General features: G+C 60.9%; 15 protein-coding genes, 1 tRNA gene and 1 pseudogene. 12 read left to right on the forward strand and 5 right to left on the reverse strand.

Going from position 1 to position 15187, the window contains the following annotated elements; all coding sequences use genetic code 11:
* Positions 1 to 77: 77 nt before the first annotated feature.
* The 7 genes from petA to GNZ13_RS20100 all read left to right on the forward strand — a co-directional run bounded on the left by petA (position 78) and on the right by GNZ13_RS20100 (position 5771).
* Positions 78 to 698: a ubiquinol-cytochrome c reductase iron-sulfur subunit gene (gene petA / locus GNZ13_RS20070; protein ID WP_172167495.1), complete on the forward strand. Its 621-nt coding sequence runs from the start codon at positions 78 to 80 to the stop codon at positions 696 to 698.
* Positions 699 to 2078 carry a cytochrome b gene (locus tag GNZ13_RS20075; RefSeq protein ID WP_172167463.1) on the forward strand — a complete coding sequence of 460 codons (1380 nt, stop codon included), beginning with the start codon at positions 699 to 701 and terminating at the stop codon, positions 2076 to 2078.
* Positions 2079 to 2101: 23 nt separating this feature from the next.
* Entirely contained in the window at positions 2102 to 2857 is a 756-nt protein-coding gene (locus tag GNZ13_RS20080) for a cytochrome c1 (RefSeq protein ID WP_172167465.1), read from the forward strand.
* Between the two features lie 95 nt (positions 2858 to 2952).
* Positions 2953 to 3564, forward strand: a complete 612-nt coding sequence (locus GNZ13_RS20085) for a glutathione S-transferase N-terminal domain-containing protein (protein ID WP_006052302.1) — start codon at positions 2953 to 2955, stop codon at positions 3562 to 3564.
* Between the two features lie 74 nt (positions 3565 to 3638).
* The gene (locus GNZ13_RS20090) at positions 3639 to 4169 is read left to right on the forward strand and encodes a ClpXP protease specificity-enhancing factor (protein WP_172167467.1); all 531 of its coding nucleotides are present in this window, start codon (positions 3639 to 3641) and stop codon (positions 4167 to 4169) included.
* 19 nt (positions 4170 to 4188) lie between these two features.
* Positions 4189 to 4264 (forward strand) — tRNA-Thr (locus GNZ13_RS20095).
* 382 nt (positions 4265 to 4646) lie between these two features.
* Positions 4647 to 5771 carry a methyltransferase gene (locus GNZ13_RS20100; protein WP_172167469.1) on the forward strand — a complete coding sequence of 375 codons (1125 nt, stop codon included), beginning with the start codon at positions 4647 to 4649 and terminating at the stop codon, positions 5769 to 5771.
* A 59-nt stretch (positions 5772 to 5830) separates the two neighbouring features.
* On the opposite strand, the gene GNZ13_RS20105 is transcribed toward GNZ13_RS20100, so the two are convergent.
* Positions 5831 to 7102 carry a TIGR03862 family flavoprotein gene (locus GNZ13_RS20105; RefSeq protein ID WP_172167471.1) on the reverse strand — a complete coding sequence of 424 codons (1272 nt, stop codon included), beginning with the start codon at positions 7100 to 7102 and terminating at the stop codon, positions 5831 to 5833.
* A 374-nt stretch (positions 7103 to 7476) separates the two neighbouring features.
* Between GNZ13_RS20105 and GNZ13_RS20110 the strand changes: the two genes are divergently transcribed.
* On the forward strand, positions 7477 to 7686 hold the full coding sequence (locus tag GNZ13_RS20110) for a DUF1059 domain-containing protein (RefSeq protein ID WP_172167473.1): 210 nt from the start codon (positions 7477 to 7479) through the stop codon (positions 7684 to 7686).
* 92 nt (positions 7687 to 7778) lie between these two features.
* On the opposite strand, the gene GNZ13_RS20115 is transcribed toward GNZ13_RS20110, so the two are convergent.
* Positions 7779 to 8099 (reverse strand): type II toxin-antitoxin system HicA family toxin, encoded by a 321-nt coding sequence (locus tag GNZ13_RS20115; protein WP_074282059.1) that lies wholly within the window; start codon positions 8097 to 8099, stop codon positions 7779 to 7781.
* Between the two features lie 387 nt (positions 8100 to 8486).
* Here GNZ13_RS20115 and GNZ13_RS20120 point away from each other — a divergent pair, with 387 nt between their 5' ends.
* Complete coding sequence (locus tag GNZ13_RS20120; RefSeq protein ID WP_172167475.1) at positions 8487 to 9329, forward strand: class I SAM-dependent methyltransferase; 843 nt, start codon at positions 8487 to 8489, stop codon at positions 9327 to 9329.
* A 41-nt stretch (positions 9330 to 9370) separates the two neighbouring features.
* Here GNZ13_RS20120 and GNZ13_RS20125 read toward each other — a convergent pair whose 3' ends face one another.
* Positions 9371 to 9925: a DUF1415 domain-containing protein gene (locus GNZ13_RS20125; protein ID WP_172167477.1), complete on the reverse strand. Its 555-nt coding sequence runs from the start codon at positions 9923 to 9925 to the stop codon at positions 9371 to 9373.
* An 85-nt stretch (positions 9926 to 10010) separates the two neighbouring features.
* Complete coding sequence (locus GNZ13_RS20130) at positions 10011 to 10652, reverse strand: TetR/AcrR family transcriptional regulator (protein ID WP_172167479.1); 642 nt, start codon at positions 10650 to 10652, stop codon at positions 10011 to 10013.
* Between the two features lie 154 nt (positions 10653 to 10806).
* Between GNZ13_RS20130 and GNZ13_RS20135 the strand changes: the two genes are divergently transcribed.
* Both GNZ13_RS20135 and GNZ13_RS20140 read left to right on the forward strand, forming a co-directional pair.
* A complete protein-coding gene (locus tag GNZ13_RS20135; RefSeq protein WP_172167481.1) occupies positions 10807 to 12090 on the forward strand; it encodes an MFS transporter in 1284 nt (427 codons plus the stop codon).
* A 184-nt stretch (positions 12091 to 12274) separates the two neighbouring features.
* Positions 12275 to 12868 (forward strand): nitroreductase family protein, encoded by a 594-nt coding sequence (locus GNZ13_RS20140; RefSeq protein ID WP_172167483.1) that lies wholly within the window; start codon positions 12275 to 12277, stop codon positions 12866 to 12868.
* Positions 12869 to 12998: 130 nt separating this feature from the next.
* Here GNZ13_RS20140 and GNZ13_RS20145 read toward each other — a convergent pair whose 3' ends face one another.
* Complete coding sequence (locus tag GNZ13_RS20145; RefSeq protein WP_172167485.1) at positions 12999 to 14474, reverse strand: MFS transporter; 1476 nt, start codon at positions 14472 to 14474, stop codon at positions 12999 to 13001.
* Between the two features lie 190 nt (positions 14475 to 14664).
* Here GNZ13_RS20145 and GNZ13_RS20150 point away from each other — a divergent pair.
* Positions 14665 to 15187, forward strand: a pseudogene (locus GNZ13_RS20150) (Hsp70 family protein); the annotation flags it as partial.

Below are 15187 nucleotides of genomic sequence, written 5' to 3' on the forward strand. Positions count from 1 at the left end.
TGCCGACTCCATTCGCGCAAACTAGCGGCGGTAGAAGCGACGTGAAGGAAAAATCCAACTCAGAAGTGGGGCGTGTAATGCGAGACAAGGAAGATGAACGCGTCGACGGCGGCCGCCGTATCTGGCTGATAGCGACGACCGTAGCAGGTGGCATAGGAGGCGTTGCCACTGTCGTACCCTTTGTTAGTTCGTTTGCACCATCTGAAAAGGCCAAGGCAGCAGGTGCCCCGGTCGAAGTCGATATTAGTGACCTCAAGCCTGGCGACATGAAGACCGTTGCCTGGCGCGGTAAGCCGGTGTGGATCATCAACCGCACCGACAAGATGCTCGCAGATGTCCAGAAAGCTGATAACGAAGTAGCGGATCCCCACACCACGAATCCTTTTTCGATGGCGTTGCCGGAGTACTGCAACAACGAATTCCGTTCACGCACCGACCACAAGAATCTTTTCGTCGCCGTCGCCGTATGCACCCATCTGGGCTGTACGCCGACGCCGCGCTTCCAGGAGGGCGCGCAGCCCAATCTTCCCGACGACTGGCCAGGCGGCTTCCTGTGCCCTTGCCACGGCTCGACCTATGACATGGCCGGCCGCGTCTTCAAGAACAAACCTGCGCCGCAGAATCTGGACGTCCCGCCTTACATGTTCACGTCGGCGAATTCCCTCGTGATTGGCAAGGACGAGAAAGGAGAAGCGTAAATGGCGATCGAACACGAAGTGGAGACGACCGGGCTGGCGGGCTGGATCGACCGGCGCTTTCCGATGACGGCGACGTGGAAGAAGCATGTCTCCGAGTACTACGCACCGAAGAATTTCAACTTCTGGTACTTCTTCGGCTCGTTGGCGCTGCTGGTGCTGGTGAATCAGATCGTCACCGGCATCTTCCTCACGATGAACTACAAGCCGGACGCGACGCTCGCGTTCTCGTCGGTCGAGTACATCATGCGCGAGGTGCCGTGGGGCTGGCTGATCCGCTATATGCACTCCACGGGCGCGTCGATGTTCTTCGTCGTCGTGTATCTGCATATGTTCCGCGGGCTGCTGTACGGCTCGTATCGCAAGCCACGCGAGCTGGTGTGGGTGTTCGGCTGCGCGATTTTCCTGAGCCTGATGGCCGAAGCGTTTTTCGGCTATCTGCTGCCGTGGGGCCAGATGTCGTTCTGGGGCGCGCAGGTGATCGTGAACCTGTTCTCGGCGATTCCGTTCATCGGGCCGGATCTGTCGTTGTGGATCCGTGGCGACTACGTCGTGTCCGACGTCACGCTGAACCGCTTTTTCGCGTTCCACGTGATCGCGATTCCGCTGGTTCTGATCTTGCTGGTCGTCGTGCATCTGGTGGCGCTGCATGAAGTCGGCTCGAACAATCCGGACGGCATCGAGATCAAGGCGAAGAAGGGCCCGGACGGCATTCCGCTCGACGGCATTCCGTTCCATCCGTACTACTCCGTGCACGACTTCATGGGCGTCTCGGTGTTTCTGATCATTTTCGCCGCGATCATCTTTTTCGCGCCGGAAATGGGTGGGTACTTCCTTGAAGCAAACAACTTCATTCCCGCCAATCCGTTGCAAACACCGCCGGAAATTGCGCCTGTGTGGTACTTCACGGCTTTCTATGCGATGTTGCGCGCCACCACCGATCCATTCAAGATCGTGCTGATGATCATCATCGCGCTGCTCGGCCTGTTCGCTCTGGTGCGCGCGCGCGGCAAGTGGAAGCTTGGCCTGCCGGTGCTCGCGGTGCTGGTGATTGTGGCCATGGCGTTCACCGAATCGAAGTTCTGGGGTGTGGTGGTGATGGGCGGCGCGGTGATCTCGCTGTTCTTCCTGCCGTGGCTCGACCGCTCGCCGGTGAAGTCGATCCGTTACCGGCCGTTTTTTCACAAGGTGTTCTACGGAATCTTCGTGCTCGCTTTCCTGACGTTAGGCTTCCTCGGCACCAAACCGCCGTCGCCTGCCTCGACGTTGATCGCCCAGGTGTGTGCGCTGATCTACTTCGCGTTTTTCCTCGGTATGCCCGTCTGGACGCGGCTTGGCACGTTCAAGCAGCCACCCGAGCGGGTGCGGTTCAAGCCCCACTAATCGCGAGCCAGGAGAACACGAAGATGAAAAAACTGCTTTCGACGTGCGCGCTGATCGGCGCGACACTGCTCGCGGTGCTGGCCGGACCGGCGCACGCGGACGAGAATTTCCCTCTCGACCGCGCGCCCGATAACGCGGAGAATTTTGCTTCGTTGCAGCACGGCGCACAATTGTTTGTAAACTACTGCCTGAATTGCCACAGCGCGAACCTGATGCGCTACAGCCGGCTGACCGACCTCGGCATCAAGCCGACCGAAATCCAGTCGAACCTGCTGTTCACCACGGATAAAGTCGGCAACACCATGACCGTGGCGATGCGCCCGGACGACGCGAAAGCGTGGTTCGGCGCGAGTCCGCCGGATTTGTCGGTGGAAGCGCGAGCGCGCGGCAAGGACTGGCTGTACACGTATCTGCGCAGCTTCTATCGCGACAATACGCGGCCGACCGGCTGGAACAATCTGGTGTATGAGAACGTGAGCATGCCTCACGTGCTGTGGGAGCTTCAGGGGCAACGTACCGCGAAGTTCGGTGACGAAACCGACGAAAAAACAGGCGAAACGGTGCACAAATTTGTCGGCTACCAACAGGTCACGCCGGGGACGATGTCGCCGGTAGATTATGATTCTGCTGTGGCCGACCTCGTGTCGTACCTGTCATGGATGTCCGAACCGACGCAGAAAACCCGCAAACAGCTTGGCGTGTGGGTACTGCTGTTCCTCGGCATTCTGAGCTTTTTCGCCTGGCGACTGAACGCCGCGTACTGGAAACATATCAAATAATCACGCCGTCACCCGGCGTGGGGCCGGCGCCAGGAAAAACCTGTTGAACGGTTTTTCCGCGCGCTGGCCTTTCAGCTTTTTGAGGAAACGTAAATATGATGGTTCTGTATTCCGGCACAACTTGCCCGTTCTCCCAGCGCTGCCGGCTGGTGTTGTTCGAAAAGGGCATGGACTTCGAGATCCGCGACGTCGACCTGTTTAACAAGCCGGAAGACATCGCTGTGATGAATCCGTACGGTCAGGTGCCGATTCTCGTTGAACGGGACCTGATTCTGTACGAATCGAACATCATCAACGAGTACATCGACGAGCGCTTCCCGCACCCGCAACTGATGCCGGCCGATCCGGTTCAGCGCGCCCGCGCCCGCCTGTTCCTGCTCAACTTCGAGAAGGAACTGTTCGTCCACGTCGGCACCCTCGAAAACGAAAAGGGCAAGGCCGCTGAGAAGAATCACGAAAAGGCGCGTCTCGCGATCCGCGATCGCCTGACGCAGCTCGCACCGATCTTCCTGAAGAACAAGTACATGCTCGGCGAAGAGTTCTCGATGCTGGACGTCGCGATCGCGCCGTTGCTGTGGCGTCTGGATCACTACGGCATCGAGCTGTCGAAGAATGCTGCACCGCTGATGAAGTACGCCGAGCGCATTTTCAGCCGCCCGGCTTATATTGAAGCGCTGACGCCTTCGGAAAAGGTGATGCGTCGTTGAGTTTGGCTTTGGGGTGAGGGCGCCGCGTCTCGATTGTTTTCCGTGTGCGCCCCAACCCGGTAAGAGGACTGTTGATGCAAGAGACTTCCACCAAGCCTTATCTGCTGCGCGCGCTGTACGAGTGGTGCACGGATAACGGCTACACGCCGCATATTGCGGTCCGGGTCGACAACCAGACGCGCGTGCCGCGGCAGTTCGTGCGCGATAACGAGATCGTGTTGAACATCAGCTTCGAGGCGACCAGCCAGTTGCAGATGGGCAACGAATGGATCGAGTTCAGCGCGCGTTTCTCCGGCAAGTCGCACAAAATCGAAGTGCCGATCGCGAATATTCTCGCGATCTACGCGCGCGAAAATGGGCAGGGCATGGCGTTCCCGGTCGAATCGGCGGGCGGCGAAGCGCAGGATTCGGGCGCCGATGCGGAACCGGCAGACGAAACGGCAGCGCCGGCTACGCCTGTCAGCGTGGCGCCGCGTGCGGTCGAAACGTCGTCTTCCGCTGCTGATGCCGCTTCTGCCAAAGCGGAAAGCGCGACGGATGGCCCCCAGCCTGACGATGATGGATCGAAAGGTGGCGGAAGGGCTCGCCTCAAGATCGTGAAATGAAGTAGAATCTTGGCCTCATGCCGGCTTAGCTCATCAGGTAGAGCGCTTGACTTGTAATCATGAGGTGGCGGGTTCGAGTCCTGCAGCCGGCACCAGTAGTACGAAAACGGGTTTCTGAATCATTTCAGAAACCCGTTTTTTTATTTGGGGCGGAAAATTTGGGGTGGGAAGCAGGCGAGTCGATTCAGGGTGTTGGGTGAGACGAAAAAAGCCTCCTTTTTGCCATATCTCATTCACCTTGTCGATTGTGGACATTTTAGTCCACGCGATCTCATTATTTGCCGGTAGACCGCAGCAGAAGGCGGTGGCATTGGGCTGTTCCGGGTGGCCGCCAACAGATACCGTCCCGCGAACCCGACCGACAGAGGTACTATTCGGGCGTCAGTCGGCATCGAAAGAAATCACTCCGGCGGGCAACGCCCCCCGAGACGCGATGTTTCACCGCGTCACTCCCGCAACACAGACCCCACCTTCACCATGACCAGCCCCACAACCATCACCTGGCCCGAAGCCGACGGCCCCCGCACTGCGCGTTGGCGCTCCGAAGCCGCGGTGCCGCCGCCCAAGCGCGTCGTCGCCGCGGACGACCGCACGACCGCCGACTCGGCCTATCGCCTCGCATGCGAAGGTACAGCTCTGTTGTGGAACGGCGATTTTCAGAACGCCCGCCAACTGCTGCAGGCGGTCACGCGCCGGCTGGAGCGCAAGCCGCGCAAGCAGGGCGAAACTCCGATCGACGCGTTCAACCTGCATCGTCAGGCACAGTCGCAACGTGCCCGCACGCTCGGCATGATTTTGATCCCGCTCGACGCCGCTTACGGCATCCCGCTTCGCCGCGCGCCTGAAGTGCAGCAGGCCTGCATTGAAACCTACGGGCCGTCTGCCGACGAACCCTCGGTCGTGTCGCTGCGCGAATTGCTCGGGCTGATCGGTGCGCACGAGTGGCGCAAGAAGGGCGTGGAAATTCCCGCGCTGGGTGAGCGCATCCATCCGCACTACGGCGTGTTTTCGCCGGTGCGCGGTGAGTATGTGGATCTGGTTGCGCGTACACCGCTGCCGTCGTTGAACAAGGCGTTCGATATCGGCACCGGCACTGGCGTGCTCGCCGCGCTGCTCGCCAAACGCGGCGTGAAGAAAATCGTCGCGACCGACCAGGACCCGCGAGCGCTTGCCTGTGCACGAGAAAACCTCACGCGTCTTGGCTACGATCAGCAGGTCGAGGTCGTGCAGGCCGACCTGTTTCCGGAGGGCCGTGCGCCGCTGGTGATCTGCAATCCGCCGTGGGTGCCGGCGCGACCCGCATCGCCGATTGAATACGCAATCTATGATTCGGAAAGCCGCATGTTGCTCGGTTTCCTGAACGGCCTGGCGGAGCATTTGTCGCCGGGCGGGGAAGGCTGGCTGATCATGTCGGATTTCGCCGAGCATCTCGGTTTGCGTACACGCGAGTGGCTGCTTGCTGCCATTGAAAAGGCGGGGCTGACTGTGGTCGGCCGCGAGGATATTCGTCCGCGGCACCCGAAGTCGACCGATGAAACCGACGCGCTGCACACGGCGCGCGTGGCTGAAGTGACGTCGCTCTGGCGTCTGAAGGCGCGCTAAATGATGACGCGCGATGAGGCGCATTTAGGCGCAACAACGCGCCACTAGAGAGCGGCGTGTCAGACCGGCACGCCGCGCGCTTTGAGATAAGCCAATGCCCCGCGTCCAGCAACTATCCCGCTGGCGAAACAGGCGGTGAGCAGATAACCGCCGGTCGGTGCTTCCCAGTCGAGCATTTCGCCCGCGCAGAACGCGCCGGGCAGACGCTCGATCATCAAATGCTTATCGAGCGCTTCGAAGGAGACGCCGCCGGCCGTGCTGATCGCTTCCGCGATAGGCCGGGCGCGCATGAGCCGCACCGGCAGTGCCTTGATCGCGTGCGCAAGACCGCTTGCATCTGCGAAGGCTTCCTTCGACAGAATCTCATGCAGCAAGGCCAGTTTTACGCCGCTAATCCCGATTCTGCCGTGCAGGTGAGTCGACATGGAACGTGAGCCGCGCGGTCGCGTGACCTCGGCCACCACACGCTCCAACGTCAAGCCTGGCGCCAGATCCAGCGTGATCGTGACGTCGCCGTCGGCGAAAATCCGCTCCCGGATAACGGCCGACAGCGCGTAAATCAGGCTCCCTTCGAGGCCGGTTTCGGTCAGAAGTATTTCACCTTGTCGATTGTGGACTTTATTGTCCACATCGGTGAGCCTGATGGCCACGGATTTCACCGGCAGACCGGCGAAACGTTCGCGCAGATAGGGGCTCCAGTCCGCATCGAAGCCGCAGTTCGCGGGCCGCAACGGCGTAACCGGCACCTCGCGCGCGCTCAGTAGCGGGACCCAGGCGGCGTCCGATCCGAGCCGCGGCCAGCTTGCACCGCCGAGTGCGAACACGACTGCGTCGCAGTTCACGCGTTGCTCGCCGTCCGGTGTTGCGAAGCGCAACGTGTGGGCAGCGGTGTCGCCGCTATCGTTGTCCCAGCCAGTCCACTTGTGGCGCATGTGAAAGCGCACGCCCGCTTCCCGCAACCGATGCAACCACGCACGCAACATCGGCGCCGCTTTCATATCGGTCGGAAAAACCCGCCCCGAACTGCCGACGAACGTTTCGACACCAAGCCCATGCAACCATGCCCGCAAGGCATCGGGACCGAACACGTCGAGTAGCGGCGCGATCTGTTCGCGGCGCGCGCCGTAGCGGCCAAGAAACGGCTCGAGCGGTTCCGAATGGGTGATGTTCATGCCGCCTTTGCCGGCCATCAGGAATTTGCGGCCAACTGACGGCATCGCGTCGTAGACGTCGACCTGTACGCCATGCCGGGCGAGCGCCTCGGCGGCCATCAAGCCGGCGGGGCCGCCGCCGATCACGGCGACGCGGGCGGAATCGAAGGAGGATGACATGCGGTCCTGCGGATGAGCGGAATGGCGGCGCGCCGGTTGATCTGACGATCGGGCGGCGCGAAGGGCGCTATTTTCACACCGTGGGCAGCGCAGGGCAAACGGACGACCGCATGCCGGATCAACCGGCTGAAAAACGCTGGGTTCGGGCGGGTTCGTATCCGCCCAGTTTGCGCGCGTTTCTTTGCAATCCCCACGCGCGAACTATACTTTTCAAACACCTTCCATCGCACGCAGTCCGCGTCTTCCCCGCGTCAAACTAACCTATCGCTCTCATTCCGCCCGACGTTGCCAATGCTGCCGCGTCGCGGCTGGCGACGTGGTTTGCGCGCCTGCTGTTTGTCTGAATGTTTCGACGTTTGATTAAGGAGATTGCCATGACTCGCAAATACATCGACTGCCGCGAGTTCCCGAGTGAAATGAATTGCACGGTTGCCCTATCCGCCGACAGCGAGAGCGAATTGCTCGACGCGGCCGTGCAGCATGCCGTGACGGTGCACAAACATACGGACTCGCCGGAACTGCGCGCGCAACTCAAGACGCTGTTTCATGAAGGCACGCCACCGGCCGAGGCGTCGCGCGCGTGATTCGTCGTCCTTTTCCCTGAGGGCGGAGGCCGGCTGATCAGTTCGAGCGGCGTCGAGCCGCTCGCGCTGGTCGCGGCATTGCCCGGACGTCCTTAGCCGGGGTAAGCCTCATCCACCTTCAGGCCGGCCAGCTTGAAAATGACCCGCAGTGTTTGCGGTTTGATGTCGCGACGCGAAGCAAGCGTCGTCATCACGAAGTCGAGCACTTTCGCGTACTTGAGCATCGTCAGACACGTTTCCATGTCGACGCTGCCATCGCGCATGACTTCGGCCAGGCGCAGCATTTCGGTGGAAATGTCGCGTGCCATTTCCAGTTCGAGCTGCTGCTTTTCCGACCACGCGGGCGCGGCCGTGAGCTTCGCCAGCATTTCCTGAAATTTCTGCTCGACGTTTCCGTTGGGTACCGTGTCCATTGCTGCCTCTTCTATTATCCAGGCGCGCGTCCGTTTGAGATCGCGGCGCGTTGCTGGTTACGTAACGTTCGGTCCGTGTTCCGGGACCGTCCTCCCCACATGCATTCGGTTCGCGTGATCGAAGCCACGGCCGGCGGCCTGTTGTTCTGCGCGACACGGCTTACGCCATCGGATGAGCCGGCCCGCAAGATGCTTTCAAGCCACGTCGGAAAACGTCCCGCATACTGCTTTTTGAGCAGGAAGTGTTCCAGGTTTATGGCGTTTCTCGTAGGGTCGACGCGGCTCCCTAGGTGAGCGGCCCGCGCTTTCGGTAAACTGGCAGCAACTTTTCTTTTTTTCCGTCATCTGTCGCACGTTCGCGTAGCAATCAATGGCGGTCCCCCCACGATGTCCAGCAAAACCCACGAAATCCGTCCGAACCAGTCCGTCGAACTGTTGAAGGAGCTTCATATCCTGACGCGCGACGGCAAGATGAACCAGGACAGCCGCCGCAAGCTGAAGCAGGTCTATCACCTGTTCCAGTTCATCGAGCCGCTGCTGAAAGACCTCAAGGAGCAGCAGGGCGCGGTGACCCTCGTCGACCATGGCGCGGGCAAGTCATACCTAGGTTTTATCCTGTATGACCTTTTCTTCAAGGAGTTTCAGGACTCCGCTGGTGGGGCGTCGCACATTTACGGCATCGAAACGCGCGAGGACCTCGTGACGAAATCCGAGGAGCTGGCCGACCGGCTGGGCTTCAAGGGGATGTCGTTTTTGAATTTGTCGGTGGCGGAGTCGACTACTTCCGAGCGTTTGCCGGCGCAGATCGATATCGTGACGGCGCTGCATGCGTGCAATACCGCGACTGACGACGCGCTCCGGTTTGCTCTGGAAAAGCATGCGAAGTACATCGTGGTCGTGCCGTGTTGTCAGGCTGAGGTGGCGGGGGTTCTACGGCAGAACAAGGGTAAATCGCTGGGAAATGCTTTGACCGAAATATGGCGGCATCCGCTGCATACCCGGGAATTTGGAAGCCAGATTACTAACGTGCTGCGCTGCTTGCAGCTGGAAGCCCATGGATATCAGGTGAGTGTGACCGAGCTGGTCGGGTGGGAGCATTCCATGAAGAATGAACTGATTATTGCTCAGTTTAAGGATCTGCCGAGACGGCGGCCGACCGAGAGGCTTAATGAAGTGATGGAGACGCTCGGCATTGAGGAGCTGAAAGAACGGTTTTTTGTCTCTGCCTGACGTGTCCTGCGGCGGTGGCTTTTTTATCGCCACCGCGCGAACTACATTTTCATCAGATCATTCCAGCCTTTGAGGCCGATCCGCCGAAGGGTGTCCTGATTCCGCTCATAAATAGCTTCGGCATCGGGAAAAGCCTGAACCGCCCGTTCAATACTCTCCTCGCGAAGCAGATGCAAAATCGGATAGGGCGCCCGATTCGTATAATTCTCGATATCGTCGGGCTCACTGCCTTCAAACTGATAATGAGGGTGAAAGCTCGCAATCTGAATAATGCCTTCCAGCCAAAGTTGCTTGATCATCCTTTCGGCAAAAAACAGGCAATCGTTATAATCGAGAAAATCGCCGAGCGCCCGCGGTAAAACCAAAAGCGTGGTATCCACCGCATCAGGACTCGCCGCAACGAGCGCCTGAAGCTCGGCTTCGAGATCGGTTAAGACCCCCTCCATATCCACAGCGTCGCTCACGGCATAGCGAATCTGCCCCTTCACATGCACAGCCTTGGCAAAAGGACACAGGTTGAGCCCGATCACGGCCTCCGTCAGCCAATGACGAGTGGCGGCGATAACAGCATCATGAGATTCGGCAGACGACGACATGGCAAGCAGCGAAAGGGGAAAGTGTCATTCTAACGGCGCGGAACGGCACCGATCCGCGCTCTGCTGCAACAGGGCGGCAAAAACCTCAACCCGCTCGCGCCCCGCCGCACGCCGCGGCGATCAACTGCGCAGCCACCTTCGGTGCGGCAAGAATCGGCCCGCAACCCGGACCGTAGGTCTGGCTGGCCGCGTACACGCCTTCGATCATCAGACCCAGCCCATTGGCCAGCGCCACCGGATCATCAGCGCCTGCCGCGGTCGTCCGTTCCAGAAGCCGCGCCATCAGCCGTTCCTTGTTGCGAAACACGAATTGCCGCGCCGGATGCGTCGCATCGGGAAACTCCACCGATACATTCACGAAAGGACAGCCGCGGTAGTCGTCGATCGATGCACGCACCGCCAGGTCGTCGAAATATTGCTGAAGCTGCTTCGCCGGGTCGCCAGGATGTTTCGCAAAGCTCTTCTCCACGTAGCCGAAAAACTGCTCGTCCTTTTGCTCCAGGTACGCCATCACCAATTCGTCCTTCGACGAAAACTGGCGGTACAAGCTCATCTTGTTGACGCCCGCGCGCTCCACCACGGCGTCGACGCCGACCGCCCGCACGCCCTCGCGATAGAACAGCTCGTCCGCGGCGCGCAGCAGATGCTGCTGCGCCTCTGGGCCAGCCGTCTGCGCGCCGCGCGCTCGCCGTGCACCGGCTGGCTTGAGGGTTTCACTGCTGGACATGGCATGCCACCTGAATTGAATTGACGCCTTGACATGTTACCGACCAGTAACTAATATCGCAACACCCATTGTGACTGATCTGTCACAAGTCCTTTACCGAAGTCGTAACAATGCGAGCGACGTGGCCTGCGGGCAGGCGTTGATTGGAGAACCGATGAACTGGGCAGCGAGACTGATTGGCGGACGTTTCCACTACGGCTGGTTGACCGCGGCGGTGGTGTTTCTGGTATTGCTGGCGGCGGCGGGCACTCGTGCCACACCGAGCGTGATGATGGTGCCGCTGGAGCATCAATTCGGCTGGAGCCGCGCGACAATTTCGCTCGCGATCTCCGTGAACATCGCGCTCTACGGTCTGATGGGGCCATTTGCGGCCGCGGCGATGCAGCGCTTCGGTGTGCGTCCTACATTGCTGATCGCACTCGGCACGATGGCGGCGGGCGTGGCGTTGTCGTCGCTGATGACGCATCCGTGGCAGATGGTTCTGATCTGGGGCGTGATGGTCGGCGGCTCGACCGGGGTGGCGGCGCTGTCGCTGTCAGCGACGGTGGTGACGCGCTGGTTCACCACGCATCGTGGCCTCGTGATGGGGATTCTTACCGCCAGTTCGGCGACCGGTCAACTGGTGTTCCTGCCGATGCTCGCGGCAATCGCCGAGCATTACGGCTGGCGCCAGGTCGTGTGGGTCGTCGCGGGTGCGGCGGCGATCGTATTGCCACTGGTCGCGTTTCTGTTGCCGGAGCGGCCCGCGGATATGAAGCTGCGTCCCTTCGGTGAACCGGCCAACGCGCCGATCGCCACCGCCCTGACGAAGCAGAATCCGTTGGCAATCGCCTTCGGCACGCTCGGCATGGCGAGCAAGACACGTGACTTCTGGCTGCTGTTCTTCAGCTTCTTTATCTGCGGCGCGAGCACCAATGGTTACGTCGGCACGCACCTGATTGCGATGTGCGGCGACTATGGCATGACCGAAGTGCAGGGCGCATCCTTGCTCGCAGCCATGGGCATCTTCGATCTGTTCGGCACGACGCTGTCGGGCTGGCTGTCGGACCGCTTCGATAGCCGCATGTTGCTGTTCTGGTATTACGGTCTGCGCGGTTTGTCGTTGATGTATCTGCCGCACGCTTTTGGCATCGATTTCTTCGGCCTGCCGTTGTTCGCGGTGTTCTACGGACTCGACTGGATCGCCACCGTGCCGCCCACCGTGCGTCTCGCAACCGATGTCTACGGCAAGGAATCGGCGCCGGTCGTATTCGGCTGGGTGGTCGCCGGCCACCAGCTCGGTGCGGCCTTCGCGGCGCTCGGCGCGGGCATGCTGCGCGCGAGCCTCGGCACGTACACGGTGGCGTCGATGATTTCTGGCGGGCTGTGCCTGGTTGCCGCCATGATCGTGCTGCGGATCAACCGATCGGCCAAGGTGCCGGAGCCGCAAGCGGCGTGAAGCTTGCGCCCCTGCGCGCTGAACCAGGCGACCCAGTGCAAACGGCCTCATGCGAGGCCGTTTGCCATTGCAGCCGACGTGAAAACTAAAGTGCACTTGTTGGAGCGTGAGAGGCTCGGCCCGGTTATTCTATGAGACCCCGGGCAGCCGCCCGTCGATCATGAATTTCGACCGAGAGAAGCGCATGACCAACAAACCCGCCCCTACCGCAGTTGCCATTCACGAGCTGATTGCAGGTCGTTGGAGCCCGCGCGCCTATTCGAGCGAGCCGGTGAGCCGCGAGCATCTGCATCAGGTGCTCGAAGCGGCACGCTGGGCGCCGTCTTCGTATAACGCGCAACCGTGGCGTTTTCTCGTATTCGACCGCAGCGTCGATGAAGTCTCTTTCAAGCAGGCTTTCGCCACGCTGGTGCCGTTCAACCAGGGCTGGAATGCACCGGCGCCAGTGCTGATCGCGGTGACCACGCATACGCTCACCAACAAGGGCGAAGTGAACCGTTGCGCGCCGTACGACGCGGGGGCTGCGGCAATGGCGCTGGTGCTGCAGGCGCATGCGCTCGGTCTCGCCGCGCATCAGATGAGCGGTTTCGATCCGAACGCGTTCCGCACGGCATTCAAGCTGCCGAACGATGTCGACGTGATCGCCATCATTTCTCTCGGCCATTACGGTGAAGTCGACAAGCTCGATCCGGTGCTGCGCGAGCGCGAGAAGTCGGTGCGTCAGCGTCTGCCGCTTGCTGAGATCGCGTATGGCGGCGGCTGGAAGAAGGTTTTCTGAGCGGCTTGCAGCCTTGGTGGTGACAAAAAACGCGCGGTGCTGACCGCGCGTTTTTTATTTCCGCGTTGGCCGCTACGCCTCAAGGCGCGTGGTTCGTTTCCCGCAGTCCACGTCGCTCAAAGCGCGTGGTTTATTCGGTGCCGTCCTCAACGCTCGAAAGCGGCGTGGCAACCTTCTCGAGCGGTTTGCGCTCCGCATCAATGCCCCAGATCGCGGCGATCACCGCGGCGGCGAGCATCAGCCCCGAGCCGACCAGATAGCCCAAAAACACTTCGCTGCGCTGATGCGTGTCGATCAGCCGGCCGAAGAACGCCGGGCCGATGATGCCGCCTAGCGCCGTGCCGAACGCGTAGAACACCGCGATCGCCAGCGCACGGATTTCCAGTGGAAATGATTCGCTGACCGTCAGATACGCCGAACTCGCTGCCGCCGAAGCGAAGAAGAAGACCACCATCCACGCGATCGTCTGCGTCACGACGGTGAGCATCTGCTGCTCGAACAGGTAGCCGCTCAGCGTCAGCAGGATGCCGGACAGCGCGTAAGTCGAAGCGATCATCTTGCGTCGCCCGATTACGTCGAAGAGTCGGCCGAGCACCAGCGGTCCAAGGAAGTTGCCGAGCGCGAACGGCAGCAGATACCAGCCGATATGGTCGCCCGGCACATGATAGAAATCGGTCAGCACCAGCGCGTAAGTGAAAAAGATCGCGTTGTAGAAGAACGCCTGCGCGGTCATCAACGACAGGCCGACCAGCGCGCGCCGTCGGTGCACATTGAAAAGCGTGTGAAACACCTCGCGCAGCGGCGTATGTCCGCGTGCCCGCAGTTTTAGACGCGTGAGGCTATCGTCGGCGAGTGCATGGCCTTCGTCGCGAAAACGCGCTTCGATGCCGTCGACGATCGAGCGCGCGTTGCGTTCGCCGCCGTGCGTCAGCAGCCAGCGCGGACTTTCGGGCACCCAGATGCGCATCGGCAGAATCGCCAGCGCCAGCACCGCGCCGATGAAGAAACAGGCGCGCCAGCCCAAGTCGCCCGGCAGCAGATTTGGATCGAGCAGGATCAGCGAGCCCGCCGCGCCGAGTCCCGCGCCGACCCAGAAGGTGCCGTTAATGCCGAGATCGGTCCAGCCGCGCATCCGCGCGGGCGTGAACTCCTGAATGGTCGAATTGATCGCCGTATATTCGCCGCCGATGCCTGCGCCGGTGAGAAAGCGAAACAGCAGGAAACTGGCGAGATTCCACGAGAACGCGGTCGCCGCGGTGGCGGCCAGATACAACGCGAGCGTGATAAAAAACAGCTTGCGACGGCCGAGCCGGTCGGTCAGCCAGCCGAAGCCGAGCGCGCCGAGCACGGCGCCGGCGATGTAAGCGCTGCCGGCGAGGCCCACGTCGGCGTTCGTAAAGTGCAACGATGGGCTAGACTTCAACGCACTTGCCACGGCGCCCGCCAGTGTCACTTCAAGACCGTCCAGCAGCCACGTGACACCCAGCGCGACGACGATCAGCGAGTGAAAGCGTCCCCACGGCAAACGGTCGAGCCGCGAGGGCAGGTCGGTTTCAATGACGGCGGCGTTTTTCTCGTGGACAACGGCGGTAGGCGGCGCGCTCATTGTTGCAAGTCTCCTGATTACTGAAAATTGGTGGCGTATCCTGTCGAATTCAGCAATTTTTGTTCCGTCGAGCGGGTTTGGGACATTGTTGCGAGGGTCCCGGAAAGCGTCAGTTGATGCTGATTGGGCTTTCGTGATACAAAGCCGCTCCCCTTTCTGTCCGCGCCAGCCGTGAGCGGCGATTCCTGCCATGAACTATTGCGCGATTGACTTCGGTACTTCCAATTCGGCCGTGGCCGTCCCTGACGGCGCTGCGCTTAGGCTTGCGCCGGTCGAGGGCGCCTATACGACGCTGCCGACCGCCGTCTTTTTCAACACCGACGAAGACACCCGCGAGTTCGGGCGCGCGGCGTTGGCGGCGTACATTGACGGTTTCGACGGCCGTCTGATGCGTTCGATGAAAAGTATTCTCGGCTCGCCGCTCGCCGAGAATTCGACCGATCTCGGCGACGGCTCGGCGATCAAGTACACGGACATCATCGCGATTTTCGTCGACCACCTGAAGCGCTCGGCCGAAAGGAGCACCGGCGGCCCGATCAGCCGCGCTGTGCTGGGCCGCCCGGTGTTCTTCGTCGACGACGATCCGCGCGCGGACCACATGGCGCAGCAGCAGCTCGAAGCCGCGGCGCGTTCAGCCGGTTTGCGGGAGATTCACTTTCAGTATGAGCCGATCGCGGCCGCGTTCGACTACGAATCGCATCTGATGGAAGAGG

Origin of the sequence: Paraburkholderia elongata (genome assembly GCF_013177735.1) — a bacterium.
Classification (GTDB): domain Bacteria; phylum Pseudomonadota; class Gammaproteobacteria; order Burkholderiales; family Burkholderiaceae; genus Paraburkholderia; species Paraburkholderia elongata.

What these genes read in the sequence shown, in the direction of transcription:
- petA (WP_172167495.1), top strand. Translation starts at nt 78, where the DNA reads ATGCGAGACAAGGAAGATGAACGCGTCGACGGCGGCCGCCGTATCTGG.
- GNZ13_RS20075 (WP_172167463.1), top strand. Translation starts at nt 699, where the DNA reads ATGGCGATCGAACACGAAGTGGAGACGACCGGGCTGGCGGGCTGGATC.
- GNZ13_RS20080 (WP_172167465.1), top strand. Translation starts at nt 2,102, where the DNA reads ATGAAAAAACTGCTTTCGACGTGCGCGCTGATCGGCGCGACACTGCTC.
- GNZ13_RS20085 (WP_006052302.1), top strand. Translation starts at nt 2,953, where the DNA reads ATGATGGTTCTGTATTCCGGCACAACTTGCCCGTTCTCCCAGCGCTGC.
- GNZ13_RS20090 (WP_172167467.1), top strand. Translation starts at nt 3,639, where the DNA reads ATGCAAGAGACTTCCACCAAGCCTTATCTGCTGCGCGCGCTGTACGAG.
- GNZ13_RS20100 (WP_172167469.1), top strand. Translation starts at nt 4,647, where the DNA reads ATGACCAGCCCCACAACCATCACCTGGCCCGAAGCCGACGGCCCCCGC.
- GNZ13_RS20105 (WP_172167471.1), bottom strand. Translation starts at nt 7,102, where the DNA reads ATGTCATCCTCCTTCGATTCCGCCCGCGTCGCCGTGATCGGCGGCGGC.
- GNZ13_RS20110 (WP_172167473.1), top strand. Translation starts at nt 7,477, where the DNA reads ATGACTCGCAAATACATCGACTGCCGCGAGTTCCCGAGTGAAATGAAT.
- GNZ13_RS20115 (WP_074282059.1), bottom strand. Translation starts at nt 8,099, where the DNA reads ATGGACACGGTACCCAACGGAAACGTCGAGCAGAAATTTCAGGAAATG.
- GNZ13_RS20120 (WP_172167475.1), top strand. Translation starts at nt 8,487, where the DNA reads ATGTCCAGCAAAACCCACGAAATCCGTCCGAACCAGTCCGTCGAACTG.
- GNZ13_RS20125 (WP_172167477.1), bottom strand. Translation starts at nt 9,925, where the DNA reads ATGTCGTCGTCTGCCGAATCTCATGATGCTGTTATCGCCGCCACTCGT.
- GNZ13_RS20130 (WP_172167479.1), bottom strand. Translation starts at nt 10,652, where the DNA reads ATGTCCAGCAGTGAAACCCTCAAGCCAGCCGGTGCACGGCGAGCGCGC.
- GNZ13_RS20135 (WP_172167481.1), top strand. Translation starts at nt 10,807, where the DNA reads ATGAACTGGGCAGCGAGACTGATTGGCGGACGTTTCCACTACGGCTGG.
- GNZ13_RS20140 (WP_172167483.1), top strand. Translation starts at nt 12,275, where the DNA reads ATGACCAACAAACCCGCCCCTACCGCAGTTGCCATTCACGAGCTGATT.
- GNZ13_RS20145 (WP_172167485.1), bottom strand. Translation starts at nt 14,474, where the DNA reads ATGAGCGCGCCGCCTACCGCCGTTGTCCACGAGAAAAACGCCGCCGTC.